11 protein-coding genes are annotated in these 13,963 nt (G+C 75.0%); 4 read left to right on the top strand and 7 right to left on the bottom strand.

Annotation, left to right across the window (positions count from 1 at the left end; all coding sequences use genetic code 11):
* Positions 1–60: 60 nt before the first annotated feature.
* From ACZ303_RS00670 to rsmH, 4 genes are read right to left on the bottom strand one after another with little or no spacing between them, the layout of a single operon-like run.
* Entirely contained in the window at positions 61–1,755 is a 1,695-nt protein-coding gene (locus tag ACZ303_RS00670) for a UDP-N-acetylmuramoyl-L-alanyl-D-glutamate--2,6-diaminopimelate ligase (RefSeq protein WP_467333578.1), read from the bottom strand.
* A gap of 13 nt (positions 1,756–1,768) precedes the next feature.
* Entirely contained in the window at positions 1,769–3,733 is a 1,965-nt protein-coding gene (locus ACZ303_RS00665) for a peptidoglycan D,D-transpeptidase FtsI family protein (RefSeq protein WP_467333576.1), read from the bottom strand.
* A gap of 4 nt (positions 3,734–3,737) precedes the next feature.
* A complete protein-coding gene (ftsL, locus tag ACZ303_RS00660; protein ID WP_467333574.1) occupies positions 3,738–4,247 on the bottom strand; it encodes a cell division protein FtsL in 510 nt (169 codons plus the stop codon).
* Entirely contained in the window at positions 4,244–5,203 is a 960-nt protein-coding gene (gene rsmH / locus ACZ303_RS00655) for a 16S rRNA (cytosine(1402)-N(4))-methyltransferase RsmH (protein WP_467333573.1), read from the bottom strand. Before rsmH ends, ftsL begins: the two co-directional genes overlap by 4 nt.
* A gap of 464 nt (positions 5,204–5,667) precedes the next feature.
* Between rsmH and ACZ303_RS00650 the strand changes: the two genes are divergently transcribed.
* The 4 genes from ACZ303_RS00650 to ACZ303_RS00635 all read left to right on the top strand — a co-directional run bounded on the left by ACZ303_RS00650 (position 5,668) and on the right by ACZ303_RS00635 (position 11,431).
* A complete protein-coding gene (locus ACZ303_RS00650; protein ID WP_467333572.1) occupies positions 5,668–6,228 on the top strand; it encodes a beta-class carbonic anhydrase in 561 nt (186 codons plus the stop codon).
* Between the two features lie 160 nt (positions 6,229–6,388).
* Entirely contained in the window at positions 6,389–7,414 is a 1,026-nt protein-coding gene (locus ACZ303_RS00645; protein WP_467333571.1) for an AAA family ATPase, read from the top strand.
* Complete coding sequence (locus ACZ303_RS00640) at positions 7,414–8,799, top strand: DUF58 domain-containing protein (RefSeq protein WP_467333569.1); 1,386 nt, start codon at positions 7,414–7,416, stop codon at positions 8,797–8,799. Before ACZ303_RS00645 ends, ACZ303_RS00640 begins: the two co-directional genes overlap by 1 nt.
* Before the next feature lie 160 nt (positions 8,800–8,959).
* Positions 8,960–11,431: a transglutaminase TgpA family protein gene (locus tag ACZ303_RS00635; RefSeq protein WP_467334584.1), complete on the top strand. Its 2,472-nt coding sequence runs from the start codon at positions 8,960–8,962 to the stop codon at positions 11,429–11,431.
* A gap of 80 nt (positions 11,432–11,511) precedes the next feature.
* On the opposite strand, the gene ACZ303_RS00630 is transcribed toward ACZ303_RS00635, so the two are convergent.
* From ACZ303_RS00630 to ACZ303_RS00620, 3 genes are all read right to left on the bottom strand, one after another.
* Positions 11,512–11,916 carry a DUF3040 domain-containing protein gene (locus tag ACZ303_RS00630; protein WP_467333566.1) on the bottom strand — a complete coding sequence of 135 codons (405 nt, stop codon included), beginning with the start codon at positions 11,914–11,916 and terminating at the stop codon, positions 11,512–11,514.
* Between the two features lie 237 nt (positions 11,917–12,153).
* Positions 12,154–12,918, bottom strand: coding sequence for a methyltransferase (locus ACZ303_RS00625; RefSeq protein ID WP_467333564.1), 765 nt, complete (start codon positions 12,916–12,918; stop codon positions 12,154–12,156).
* Between the two features lie 471 nt (positions 12,919–13,389).
* Positions 13,390–13,866: an SAV_6107 family HEPN domain-containing protein gene (locus ACZ303_RS00620; protein WP_467333562.1), complete on the bottom strand. Its 477-nt coding sequence runs from the start codon at positions 13,864–13,866 to the stop codon at positions 13,390–13,392.
* Positions 13,867–13,963: the final 97 nt, after the last annotated feature.

Raw genomic sequence — 13,963 nt, 5'->3', positions numbered from 1 at the left:
TTTACCTCCGGCCGTTCGGGAGAGCTTCCGGGGGGAGGGTTGTGCGCGCATGGCGGTCTGTCATCCCTGGTCGTTCCGGTTCGTGGTCGACGACCGTGGCGTGCTGCGCGCGGCTTCGATGGCCTCGCGCAGCACCTGACGGTCGTCGAATGGGCGTACGACTCCGGCGATGTCCTGGCCCTGTTCGTGGCCCTTGCCGAGGACGAGGACGGTGTCGCCGGGTTCGGCGCGGGCGACCGCGGCGGCGATGGCGTCGGCCCGCTCCTCCGCGAGGAGGACCGTGCCGCGCTCGTGGGCGGGGACCTCGGCGGCGCCGGCGAGCATGGTGGCGAGGATCGCGAGGGGGTCCTCGGAGCGGGGGTTGTCGGAGGTCAGCACGGCGGTGTCGGCGAGCCGGGCCAGCGCGGCGCCCATCGGGGCGCGCTTGGTCGTGTCGCGGTCGCCGCCGCAGCCCAGGACGGCGTGGATGCGGCCGTCGGTGACCTTGCGCAGGGCGCGGAGAACCGATTCGACGGCGTCCGTCTTGTGGGCGTAGTCGACGACGGCGAGGTAGGGCTGGCCGGCGTCGACGCGCTCCAGGCGGCCGGGGACGCCGGGGACGGCGGCGACGCCGTCGGCGGCGGTCCGCGGGTCGATCCCGGCGGCGACCAGGGCGGTGATGGCGGCGAGGGCGTTGGCCACGTTGAACGGGCCGGCCAGCGGCGACCGGGCCCGTACGGACTCGCCGTGGGGGCCCAGGACCGTGAAGGTCGAGTCGAACGGCCCGATCTCGACGTCGGCGGCGCGCCAGTCGGCGTCGGGGTGGCCCTCGGCGGAGAAGGTGGTGACCGGGACCTCGGAGACGCCCTCGGCGAGCCGGCGGCCGTACTCGTCGTCGAGGTTGACGACGCCGACGCGGCTGCGCGCCTTGGTGAAGAGCTCCGCCTTGGCCTGGAAGTAGTCCTCCATGCCGGTGTGGAACTCCATGTGCTCCGGGCTGAGGTTGTTGAAGACGGCGACGTCGAAGACGCAGCCGTCGACGCGGCCGAGCACCAGGGCGTGGCTGGAGACCTCCATGGCGACCGAGCGGACGCCGCGTTCGCGCATGACGGCGAAGAGCGCCTGGAGGTCGGTGGCCTCGGGCGTGGTGCGCTCGGACTTCAGACGCTCGTCGCCGATGCGGGACTCGACGGTGCCGATCAGGCCCGTGAGCCCGCCGGCGGCCCTGAGGCCGCCCTCGATGAGGTACGCGGTGGTGGTCTTGCCGGACGTGCCGGTGATCCCGATCTGGAGCAGGTCGCGGCCCGGCTGTCCGTAGATCGTCGCCGCGAGCTCGCCCATCCGGCCGCGCGGGTCGTCGACGGTGAGAACGGGCAGGCCGGTCGCGGCGGCGCGGTCGGCGCCCGACGGGTCGGTCAGCACGGCGACGGCCCCGAGGCCGACGGCCTGGGGGGCGAAGTCGGCGCCGTGGAAGCGGGCGCCGGGCAGCGCGGCGTAGAGGTCGCCCGGCCGCACGGCCCGTGAGTCGTGGGTGATCCCGGTGACGGCGGCGTCACCTGGAGCGGCGATGCCCAGCTGACCGGCCAGCTCCGCGAGGGGCGCGGGGCGGACCCGGGTGGGGCGGGGCGCTCCCTGCGGCACGGCGGGGGCGTCCTGGGTGGTCTGGGACTGATCAGCGTGTGGCACGGCGGTGAGCGTACCGGGCGCACCCGCCCCGTCGCGAAGCGAGGGGCGTGCCGGGCCCCGGTTCCCGGGATCGGGAGTGATGGTCGTCACGCCGGGCCCCGGCTCACTCGTCGCCGTAGCTGACCGGCAGCCGCGGCGGCTGGGTGCCGGACGGCGGGACCTGGAGGGTCTTGAGCGCGAATTCCATCACCTGCTTGTAGACCGGGCCGCAGATCTGGCCACCGAAGTAACTCCCGGCGGTCGGATTCTGGATGGCGCAGTAGACGGTCACCCGGGGCTGGTCGGCGGGGGCGAATCCGGCGAAGGAGGCGGTGTAGCCGTGGTAGCGGCCGGTCCGCGGGTCCACCCGGTTGGAGGTGCCGGTCTTGCCCGCGACGCGGTAGCCGGGGATCTTCGCCTTGTTGCCGGTGCCGTCCCGGTCGTCGACGACGGACTCCAGCATCGTGGAGAGGGCCTTGGCGGTCTTCTCGCTGACGACGCGGGTGCGCCGCGGGGTGGGGGCGGGGGTGAAGCGGCCGTCGGGGCCCTTGGTGCCGCGCACCAGGGAGGGCTGCACGCGCTCGCCGCCGCCGGCGATCGTGGAGTAGACGGACGCGGCCTGCACGGCGTTGAGCGACAGGCCCTGGCCGAAGGGGATCGTGTACTGCTGGGAGGCGCTCCACTTCTGCGGCTTGGCGAGGATGCCGGGCGTCTCGCCCGGGAAGCCGAGGCCGGTGGGCTCGCCGATGCCGAACTTCCGCAGGTAGGAGTGGAGGACCCGGTTGGCCTGCGCCTGGTCCTTGCCGAGCTGTTCGGCGGCGAGGATCGTGCCGATGTTGCTGGACTTGGCGAGCACGCCGTTGAGGGTGAGGTGCCAGGTGGCGTGGTCGATGTCGTCGGCGAAGGAGCGGTCGGCGCGGGGCAGCCGGTTGGGCACCTCGACGTGGGTCGAGGGGGTCGCGGCGCCCTCCTCCAGCACGGCCGCCATGGTCATCACCTTGCTGACGCTGCCGGGCTCGTACGCGTCCTGGAGGGCGGCGTTGCCCAGGGCCCGGCCGTCGGCGTGGGCGAGGTCGTTGGGGTCGTAGCCGGGGGCGTTGGCCATGGCGAGGATCTCGCCGGTGCGGGTGTCCTGGACGACGACGTAACCGCGGTCGGCCTGCGACTCCCGCACCTGGTGGGAGATGGCGTTCTGGGCGGCCCACTGGATGTCCCGGTCGATGGTCAGCTCGATGTCGGAGCCGGGCACGGCGGGCTGTTCCTTGACGTCCCCGGTGGGCACCTGCCGACCGCCGGACTGGGCGTAGACGAGCTTGCCGTCCCGGCCGGCCAGCACCTTGTCCAGCTGGGCCTCGATGCCGCCGCCACCGCGGCCCTCGGCGTTCACGAAGCCCAGTATCCCGGCGGCGAGGCCGCCGTTGGGGTAGACGCGCTTGCTGTGGGGTTCGCGGTTGATGCCCGCGAGGACGTCGGCGCCCCGCTTGTGCGCCGCCTTCTCGGCGGACTGCTTCTTCAGCTCCTTGATGCGGTTCCAGACCTTGGGGGTCTGGCGGCGGGCGAGCACGACGTACTGGGACCTGGGGTTGGCGGTGAGCTTGCGCTCCAGGACCTCCGGGCGCTCGGCGAGGACGGGCGCGAGGAGCGCGGCGGCCTGCCGGGCGGCGCCCTGGGTCTTGATCCGCTCGGGCGTCAGCAGGTCGGGCGCGGCCGTGACGTCGTAGGCGTCCACGGTGGTGGCCAGGTCGACGCCGGCCCGGTCGGTGATGGCGCCGCGCTCGGCGGCCAGGGTGACCGGGATGTAGCGGTTGACGTTGGCGCGGGCGGCGTACGCCTCGGCGTCGACGGCCTGCACCTGGAGCAGCCGCACGGTGAACACCAGCAGGACGAGCGTGAGCGCGAGGCCGACCATGCGCAGCCGGGGCCGGGGGCTGCCGAGGCGCAGCGGCCGGGATCCGGCGCGGGGGCGGTTGGGGCGGACCGGGCGGGCGGGCGGGCGTGAGGCGGGGCGGCCCGCGGGGCGGCCGGAGCCGGGGACGTTCCGGCGGGGCCCGGACTGCCTGGGGGGCCGGCCCCCGGGGGTTTGCGGCACAGCGTCACCTGCCGGTGTTCGGGGCGGTCGGCGGCATGGCGGGCGGAACGGGCGCGGCGGGCGCGGCGGCGGGGGCCGGTACGGGCGCGGGGGCGCGCGGCGGGGGCGGAGGGGGCGGCGGCGGTGCGGCCGGGGGTGCGTAGGCGGCGTTCTCGGCGACGCCGGCCGGGGAGGGGGCGCCGCGGACGGTGCCGTCGGGGCCGAGGAAGGCGGGGTTGCCGCCGGGGATCATGCCCAGCTCACGGGCGCGGCGCTCCAGGGCGTCGGGGGCGGCGAGCCGGTCGACCTCCTGCTGGAGTGCCTGCTGCTCGTCGGTGAGCTCGGTGGTCTTGCGCTGGAGCCTGCTGAGCTCGAAGGAGCCCTGGTTGAGCGCGGAGTTGAGGAGGAGCAGTGAGATCAGCCCGGAGCCGAGCAGCACCACCACCAGCAGGACGAAGGGCGTGCGTTTCGCCCCGGCCCCCGCGGCCCGTAGTCGGCCGAGCCGGGTGGCCCGGCCGCGGACCGCGGCCGTCATGGGGCGTCCTCCCGGATGCGTTCGGCACCTCGCAGCCGGGCGGGGGCGGCCCGCCGGTTCTCGGCGACCTCTTCCTCGGTGGGCAGCTCCGCGCCGCGGGTGAGCAGCTTCAGGCGGGGCTGGTACTGCTCGGGGACGACCGGCAGCCCGGGGGGCGCGGTGCTGGTGGCGCCGGCGGCGAAGACCTGCTTGACGATGCGGTCCTCCAGCGACTGGTAGGACAGCACGGCGATCCGGCCGCCGACGGCGAGGGCGGCGACGGCGGCGGGGATGGCCGCCTCGACGCTGGCCAGCTCGGCGTTGACCTCGATGCGCAGGGCCTGGAAGGTGCGCTTGGCGGGGTTGCCGCCGTGCCGCTTGGCGGCCTGCGGCAGCGCGTCGCGGATGAGCTCCACCAGGCGGGCGCTGTTGGTGAACGGCTCCTTGGCGCGTTCCTTGACGACGGCCTCGACGATCCGCTTGGCCTGCTTCTCCTCGCCGTAGCTGCGCAGGATGCGCACCAGGTCGCCGGGGGCGTAGGTGTTGAGGACGTCGGCGGCGCTGATGCCCGCCGTCTGGTCCATGCGCATGTCCAGCGGCGCGTCCTGGGCGTAGGCGAAGCCGCGGTCGGCCTCGTCCAGCTGCATGGAGGAGACACCGAGGTCGAAGAGGATGCCCTGGACCTTGGGGATGCCGAGCCGCTCCAGGACGTCGGGCAGCTCGTGGTAGACGGCGCGCACCAGGGTGGCGCGGTCGCCGAAGGGGGCGAGGCGCTCGCCGGCGAGCTTCAGGGCGGTGGGGTCGCGGTCGAGCGCGACGAGCCGGGCCTCCGGGAACCTCTGGAGCAGCGCCTCGCTGTGGCCGCCGGCGCCGAGGGTGCAGTCGACGACGACGGCGCCGGGCTCGGTGAGAGCGGGAGCGAGCATGTCCAGACAGCGCTGGAGCATGACGGGGACGTGACGCGCGTTGCTGCTCATGCGCCCTTCTGAGATTCGGCGAGTCCGTATCGGGCGCGGGCGTACGTACCACCGGGTCCCCACCCGCCCCAAGGGGAAGCGGCCGGTCCGGCACCGGGGAAGTGGCGCCGGGCGACCGGGGAGCGGGAGGAGGCCGAGGAGTACGTTCGCGTCGCGCACGTGCGGTTTTTCGGTTCCAAGGGGAGCGTGAGGCCTCCCACTTCGCGCCACTTTAGTCCACTCGTCCCCTCGGTCAACCAACCGGCCAGCGCGTCCCCGCCCGGGTGTGGGGCGGGTGGGGAGCGAGCCGCGAATGGGTCACGAGCGCGTGGTGGGCGAGCGTGGTGATCATGGGGCGCACCCCTCTCACCCGTACGGCCGCATGGTCGGTGACCTTGTGGCTTACCTCACAGACGCGCATGTCAGGGGTGATTTCTCGGCTGGGGGGCGGGCCGGGGCGGCGTTGGCCGACTACCTTCGTTCTTATGTCGATATCCGCGTCGCAGCCGGCGCCCCAGAGCCCCGGCCACTCCCATGACCAGGCACAAGGCACAGTCACCGACCGTCTTGTTCAGGCCAACGCCGAGTACGCTTCCGCGTTCACCGACCCGGGGATGGACGCTCGTCCGGTCCTCAAGGTCGCCGTCGTCGCCTGTATGGACGCCCGCCTCGATCTGCACGCCGCGCTCGGGCTGCAGCTCGGCGACTGCCACACCATCCGCAACGCCGGCGGGGTCGTCACCGACGACATCATCCGCTCGCTGACGATCAGCCAGCGGGCCCTGGGCACCCGCTCCGTGGTGCTGATCCACCACACCGGCTGCGGTCTGCTGACCCTGACCGAGGACTTCCGGCACGAGATCGAGGCCGAGGTCGGGCAGCGACCGGCGTGGGCGGTGGAGGCGTTCAAGGACCTGGACCAGGATGTGCGCCAGTCCATGCAGCGCGTGCGGACCTCGCCGTTCCTGCCGCACACCGACGACGTGCGCGGATTCGTCTTCGACGTGACGACGGGTCTGCTGCGCGAGATCGACCCGCGCCACTGATTGTCCACAGGCGGTGACGGAACACCGCGCAGGCGGCCAGAATGCGGGAGTGGGTGCAGCGGCCGCCTTTCCCTCAGGGGGCGCGGTGTCCGCATTTCGGGGTGGGCCGGTCCGGGTTCCGGGCGCCGGCCCGCAGGACGGACGGGCCGAGGAGGGCCGTGTGACGACCTATGACGAACGAGCGAGCCTCAGCGATCTGACCACCACGGCCGAGCGGGTCCACAGGGCGGTGGAGGGCGTGATCGAGGGCAAGCCCGAGGTCGTCCGGCTCTCGCTGACCGTGCTGCTCGCCGAGGGACACCTCTTGATCGAGGACGTGCCGGGGGTGGGCAAGACCATGCTCGCCAAGGCGCTGGCCCGGTCGATCGACTGCTCGGTGCGGCGCATCCAGTTCACGCCGGACCTGCTCCCCTCCGACATCACGGGGGTGAGCGTCTTCGACCAGCAGCGGCGCGACTTCGAGTTCAAGCCGGGCGCGATCTTCGCGCAGATCGTGATCGGCGACGAGATCAACCGCGCCTCGCCCAAGACCCAGTCGGCGCTGCTGGAGTCGATGGAGGAGCGGCAGGTCACCGTCGACGGGCACACCTATGAGCTGCCCAGCCCGTTCATGGTGGTGGCCACGCAGAACCCGGTCGAGATGGAGGGCACGTACCCCCTGCCGGAGGCGCAGCGGGACCGCTTCATGGCCCGGGTCTCGATGGGCTATCCCAGCCCGGAGGCCGAGCTGCGGATGCTCGACGCGCACGGCGTCGTCCCCCCGCTCGACGACCTCCAGCCGGTCGCGCACGCCCACGACATCCTCAAGCTCGTCGACGCGGTCCGCACGGTGCACGTCGCCGAGGCCGTCCGGCGGTACGCGGTCGACCTGGTCTCCGCGACCCGCCACCACCCCGAGCTCAGACTCGGCGCGTCGCCGCGCGCGACGCTCCACCTGGTGCGGGCCGCGAAGGCAGCGGCGGCGCTGGCCGGCCGGGAGTACGCCCTCCCCGACGACATCCAGGCGCTGGCCGTGGCGGTGCTGGCGCACCGACTGCTGCCGACCGCCCAGGCCCAGCTGAACCGGCGCACGGCCGAGCAGGTCGTCCTGGAGATCCTCCAGCGCACCCCCGTGCCCGACCCGTCCGCCCAGCAGTGGCGGCAGCCGCCGGGCCACCAGCCGCCACCGGGTCCGCGGAGGCTGTGATGGTTCAGGGGGAGAGCGCTCCGCCGGCCGCCGCGCGCGGCGGCCGGGAGCGGGAGGCCAGGAGCGGCCTGTGGGCCGCGCTCGGCGGGCTGACCACCCGTGGCCGCTCGTTCCTCGCCGCGGGCATCGCCGCGGCCGCCTGTTCGTACGTCCTGGGCCAGTCCGACCTGCTGCGGGTCGGGCTGTTACTGGCCGTGCTGCCCCTGGTGTGCGTGATCGTGCTGCACGGCACGCGCCATCGCGTCACGGGCAGCAGGCGGCTGACGCCCGCGCGGGTGTCCGCCGCGGCCGAGGCGCGGGTGCACCTGCGCATCGACAATGTCTCGCGGCTGCCCACCGGCCTGCTGATGCTCCAGGACCGGGTGCCGTACGTCCTGGGGCCCCGGCCCCGCTTCGTCCTGGACCGGGTGGAGCCCGGCGGCCGGCGCGAGGTGGCCTACCGGGTCCGCGCCGAGCTGCGCGGCCGCTATCCGCTGGGGCCGTTGCAGCTGCGGCTGACGGACCCCTTCGGGATGTGCGAGCTGACGCGTGGCTTCAGTGCGTACGACACGCTGACCGTCGTCCCGCGCGTCGACCCGCTGCCGGCGGCGCGCCTGGGCGGCGAGGCCGCCGGTTACGGCGACGGGCGGCAGCGGTCGCTCGCCCTGGCCGGCGACGACGACGTCATCCCCCGCGGCTACCGCCACGGCGACGACCTGCGCCGGGTGCACTGGCGCTCCACGGCGCGGTACGGCGAGCTGATGGTGCGCCGCGAGGAGCAGCCGCAGCGGGCCCACTGCACGGTGCTGCTCGACACCCGGGGCATCGCCTATGAGGGCGCCGGACCCGACGCGCCCTTCGAGTGGGCGGTCTCCGGTGCCGCCTCGGCCGCGGTCCATCTGCTGGAGCGGGGCTTCTCGGTGCGGCTGCTGACCGACACGGGCAGTTCGGTGCCGGGCCCGGACGGCCTGGGTGGGTATGCCGGCTCCTCCCATGACTCCGCCGACGCGGCGGGCCTGCTGCTGGACACCCTGGCGGTGGTGGACCACTCCGACGGCGAGGGGCTCTCGGCCGCCTATGACGTGCTGCGGAGCGGCGGCGAGGGGTTGCTGGTGGCGTTCCTCGGCGCGCTGGACGAGCGGCAGACGGCGCTGGTCGCGCGGATGCGCCGGCGCAGCGGCACGGCGGTCGCCTTCGTCCTGGACCCGGCCGCCTGGGCCCAGGACGCCCGCGCCCAGGACCCACGGGCCCGCCAGGACGGCGAGCGACGACTGCGAGTGCTGGGCGAGGCGGGCTGGACGGCCCTGCCCGTGGCACCGGGCGCGGCACTGCCCGACCTGTGGCGCCTGGCGGGCACGCCCGCGGGCGCGCCGAGCGCGGCCGGGGACGGCGGGGGGTTGCTGTGAGCGGGCTGGTATCGATCGGGATGTGCGCGGTGACGGCGGGTACGGCCGGGGGCGGCGGGGTCGCGGTGAGCGCGTGGACCTCGAACGCGGTGGGCGCGGCGACGGCCTGTCGCCCGGCCAGTACACCCGTGGGCGCGGCCGGCGCGGGCGAGAGGGCACTGTGAGCGGGCGGGCGCGGATCGCGGTGTGCGGGGCGGTGGCGACGTTGGCGGCGGCGTGCGCGATGCTGCCGCTGGTCGAGGCCACCGGGTGGATGCTCCAGGCGGCGCTGTTGCTGGCCGTCCAGACGGCCGTGGGCGCGATCGGCCGCCGGGTGGCGTTGGCCAGGCCCCTGACGGTGGCCGTGCAGGCGCTGGTCGCGCTCGTCCTGCTCACCGTGGTCTTCGCCGGCGCCCAGGCGGTCGGCGGGGTGCTGCCGGGGCCCGAGGTCTTCCGGGAGTTCGGTCAGCTGTTGCAGGAGGGCGCGGAGGACGTCAGCCGGTACGCCATCCCCGCGCCCGCCACCGTGGGCATCAAGCTGATGCTGGTCGGCGGCGTGCTGGTGGTCGGCCTGGTCGTGGACGCGCTGGCGGTGACCTACCGCGCCGCCGCCCCCGCCGGGCTGCCCCTGCTCGCGCTGTATTCCGTGGCGGCGGGCCTGGCCCAGGGCGACTCGGACTGGCTGTGGTTCCTGGCGGCGGCGGCCGGCTATCTGCTGCTGCTCCTCGCCGAGGGCCGGGACCGGCTCGCCCAGTGGGGCCGGGTCTTCGGCGGCGGCGCCGACCCGGCCGCCGCCACGTCCGCCGCCGCCCCGGTGCGCACGGGCCGGCGGATCGGCGCGCTCGCGCTGGGCATCGCGCTGGCGGTGCCGGCCGTCCTGCCGACGATGGAGAGCGGACTGCTGGAGGCGCGCGGCCAGGGCAGCGGCCCCGGCGGCGGACCCGGCGGCGCGCTCGACGCGGTCAAGCCGCTGGTCTCCCTCCAGGACAGCCTCAACCAGCCGGAGAACCGCGAGGTCATGCGCTACCGCACCTCGACGGAGAGCGCCCGCGAGCTGTATCTGCGCATTGTCGCCCTCGATGAGTTCGACGGCGCGTCGTGGCGGTCCGCCGAGCGCCGGCTCACCGATGTGCCGGACGCGCTGCCCACCCCCGCCGGCCTCGCCCCGGGGGTCCGCGCGGATCCGGTCAACACCTCGATCGCGGCCGCCGGTACGTACGCGCAGAACTACCTGCCCCTCCCCTATCCCGCCGAGCGGGTGCGCGTCAGCGGGCAGTGGCGGTACGAACCGGAGGGCCGCACCCTGGTCGGCGACCGGGGGCAGACCACCCGGGGCATGCGCTATCAGGTGTCGAGCCTGCTGGTGGAGCCCACGGCCGCGCAGCTCGCGGCGGCGCCGGCGCCCCCGGAGCAGATGCTGCGCGAGTACACCAAGGTGCCCGCCGCGCTGCCGAAGTCGGTGGCGCGCACGGCCCGGACGGTGACCGCCGGGTCGGCGAACGCGTACGAGCAAGCGGTCAAGCTCCAGGACTGGTTCGCGGTCAGCGGCGGCTTCCACTACGACACCGAGGTCGACTCGGGCAGCGGCAGCGGCGCCGTGGCGAAGTTCCTCGAAGCCAAGCGGGGCTTCTGCGTCCACTTCTCGTTCTCGATGGCCGCGATGGCACGGACGCTGGGCATCCCCGCCCGGGTGGCGGTCGGCTTCATGCCGGGGACGCCGCAGTCGGACGGTTCGGTGTCGGTCGGATCCAAGGACGCGCACGCCTGGCCGGAGCTGTATTTCGAGGGCGCCGGCTGGACCCGCTTCGAGCCGACGCCGAGCCGGGGCGCCGCGCCGGAGTACACGGTCGCGCAGGAGCCGTCCGCGGAGGACCCCGGGGCGCCGACCCCGCTGCCCGACCGGTCCGCGGAGCGGGCGGCGCCCCCCTCGGCGGGGGACCGTTGCACCCCGCGGATGAAGAAGCTGGAGGGGTGCTCGCCGGCCGCCCCGCGAGCCGACGACGGCTCCACGGGGCACGGCGGCACTCCGGTGGGCACGGTGGCGGGCGTGGCGGTGGCCGCGCTGGCCGCCCTGGCGCTTCCCTTGTCGCCGATGCTGTGGCGCCGGCGGGTACGGGCCCGGCGGCTCGGCCCCTCGCGGCGGCACGCGGACCCGGCCCCGGCGGCGGATCCGGCTCCGCCCGGCGAGCCACCGCAGGACGCGGCCCCGGACGGCGAAGTGACCGAACGCACCCTGGCGGTCTGGCGCGAGCTGACCGACTCCGCCTGGGATTACGGCATTCCGCCCGACGAGTCCCGCACCCCGCGCAACGCGGCGGCGCGGATCGTGGCGCTGGGACGGCTGGACGCGGCTGCCGCGGAGTCCGCCCACCGGGTGGCCACGGCCGTGGAGCAGGTGCTGTACGCGCCCCGGCCCCGGCCGGCCGACGGACTGGTGGGCGATGTCGAGCGCGTACGCGCCGGGTTGCGGGCCGGCGTGGGGCGGGGCGCACGGCTACGGGCGGTGCTGGCGCCGCGCTCGGCGGTGCGGGTGCTGTGGGAGTTCTCGCGGCGCCGGTCGGCGGCGGCCCGGCGGCTGCGGGCCGGGCGGCCGGCGGCGGCCTGGCGCCGGGCGAGCGCCGCGCTGCGGCCCACCGCCCGGCAGCGCGGCTGAGGCATCGTCAGGAAACGGCGTGGGCCGGGACATCCGTCCCGGCCCACGCCGAAGGCATCATCAAAGAATGCGGTGCGGACTCAGTGGCCCTGCTCGTCACGGCGGCGCTGCCACCGCTGCTCGATGCGGTTCATCACGCTGCGGCGCTGCCGGATCTGGCCCCGGCCCATCGCCCCCGCCGGGCCGACCGCTCCGGGCTGCGCCCCGGCCCTGGGGGCCTTGCGCCAGCCGGTGACGGCGAGAGCCGCGCAGCCCAGCATGATCAGGAAGCCCACGACGCTGATCCAGTACTGTCCCGGAATCATCACGCCGGTCATGAGGAGCGCGATGCCCACCAGAAATCCGGCGACCGCCTGGTAGACCCGTCGCCGGGTGTACGTGCGCAGGCCGCTGCCCTCGAGCGCTGTCGCGAACTTGGGATCTTCGGCGTACAGCGCTCGCTCCATCTGCTCGAGCATGCGCTGCTCGTGCTCCGAGAGCGGCACGGAGTCCTCCTACTCGTCGGTCGCGGGGGGCGACCGGGGTGCGACCCTTTCAGGATAGGCAGGGAATCGCCCCCGTGAAACCCGCCCCTCTGCGCCAATCCACCCACCGATGTCAACGTGGCGATCGTGGTGTCGAGACGTACATTCCCGCTCCGTCGATACGCCATGCCGGACGGTGTCCCCCGATCATACGGGGCGAAGCGGCTGATCGGGTGGCCTGTGACCTACTGCGCGCGCTCAGCCACGCTCGGCCAGTACGTGCAGTTGAGTGGCCACCGAGTGGAAGGCGGGCAGCTCGGCCGCGGCGGCCTCCAGCTGGAGCAGCGCCTCCATGGCTCCGGGCTCGGCGTCCAGCAGCACGCCGGGCACCAGATCGGCGAAGACGCGCACCCCGTGCACGGCTCCGACCTCCAGGCCGGCGGCGCCGACCAGCTCGGAGAGCTGGTCGGCCGTGAACCGGCGCGGGACCGGGTCGCCGGCGCCCCAGTGACCGGCGGGGTCGGTGAGCGCCTGGCGGGCCTCGGAGAAGTGACCGGCGAGGGCGCGGGCGAGGACGGCGCCGCCCTGGCCGGCGGCGAGCAGGCTGAGGGTGCCGGCGGGGCGGAGCGCCTCGACGACGTTGCGGACGCCCTCGGCGGGGTCGTCCACGTACTCCAGCACGCCGTGGCACAGGACCGCGTCGTAGGAACCGCGCTCGACGACGTCGAACAGGCCGTGGGCGTCGCCCTGGACACCGCGCACCCGGTCGGCGACACCGGCCTCGGCGGCCCGGCGCTCCAGCGCGAACAGGGCGTTGGGGCTGGGGTCGACGACGGTGACGCGGTGCCCGAGGCGGGCGACCGGCACCGCGAAGTAGCCGGAGCCGCCACCGGTGTCGAGGACCTCCAGCGCGCCTCCGGTCTCGCTCCCGGCGGCCTTGACCCGGCGATCCAGGGCGTCCCGCAGGACCTCCCAGACCACGGCGGTACGGAGGGACGCCCGGGGGCGCAGCGGGTCTGACACGGCGGGTGGCTCCTCGGCGGTGGCGACGATGACGGACGACCGGACAGTCGACGCGGACCGACTGCCCTGAGCTGCCCCAGCCTAATGGGCTGCGCCCGCGCTTCCGACGAGCCCACGGCCGGACGACGGTGCCACGTGGGCGGCGGCACGCGGGACGTCGGCTGCGGTCGACCGCATCGCGGAGGCGGAAGCCTCCACGCGACCGGCGGGGGCCGAACCACGTCCGCTCGGCGGGCACCGCCGGGCCGCGCCGCGGGTGCGTTCGCCGCGGCGGCGGGAACTGTGTCCGGCGGGGCCACCGGGCACACCTAGCCGCAGGGAAGCTCCCGCGCCCCCCAGCGGCCGGACCCCCATCCGCTCAGCGGGCACCGCCGGGCCGCGCCGCGGGGGGGGGGCGTTCGCCGTCGCGGCGGGAACAAGGGGGCGGGCCCCGGACGCTCGCCGGGCACCCCCGGCCCGCGCCCACCCCCCTCAGCCCGCCTCCCGCTCCCCCATCGACTGTCGGGGCAGGCGGGGCTGGAGGGTCAGCATGTGTTCGACGAGGCGGAGGAACATGGCCGCGTCGCGGAGGAGGTCGTCCGCTTCGCGGGGGTTCGCGGCGGTGGGGATGCCCGCTTCCGCGCGGGCGCGCCGGGCCGCGCCGGAGGCGAAGAGCGCGCTCCACTCGGTCAGTTCGGGTGCGACCTCCGGGAGCACCTCCCAGGCGCTGCGGATCCGGCGGCGGCGCCGCTCCGTGGTCTCCGGGCGGCCGTGGACGGCGAGGACGGCCGCCGCGGTGCGCAGGGCGGCGAGATGCGCGGTGGCGTACCGCTCGTGGGGGGCTTCGAGGGCGGCCGCTTCCGCCAGGCCCCGCTCGGCCTGGGTCAGCAGATCGAGAGCCGCGGGCGGGGCCGCGGCCCGGCGCGGCACAGGGTGAACAGGGTGAACGTCGCTCGCGCTGGCGGCCATGACGAACCTCCTTCGTCGGGGCGGCCTGCCGCGTGCGGGCATGGCCGCCGTCTGCACCCATCGTGGGGCACACCACTGACAATCGGCTCCGACCTGC

The organism is Streptomyces sp. NPDC023527, from assembly GCF_055560115.1.
Note: the sequence above shows the minus strand (reverse complement) of the source record. Positions and strands in the feature narration are given on the sequence as shown.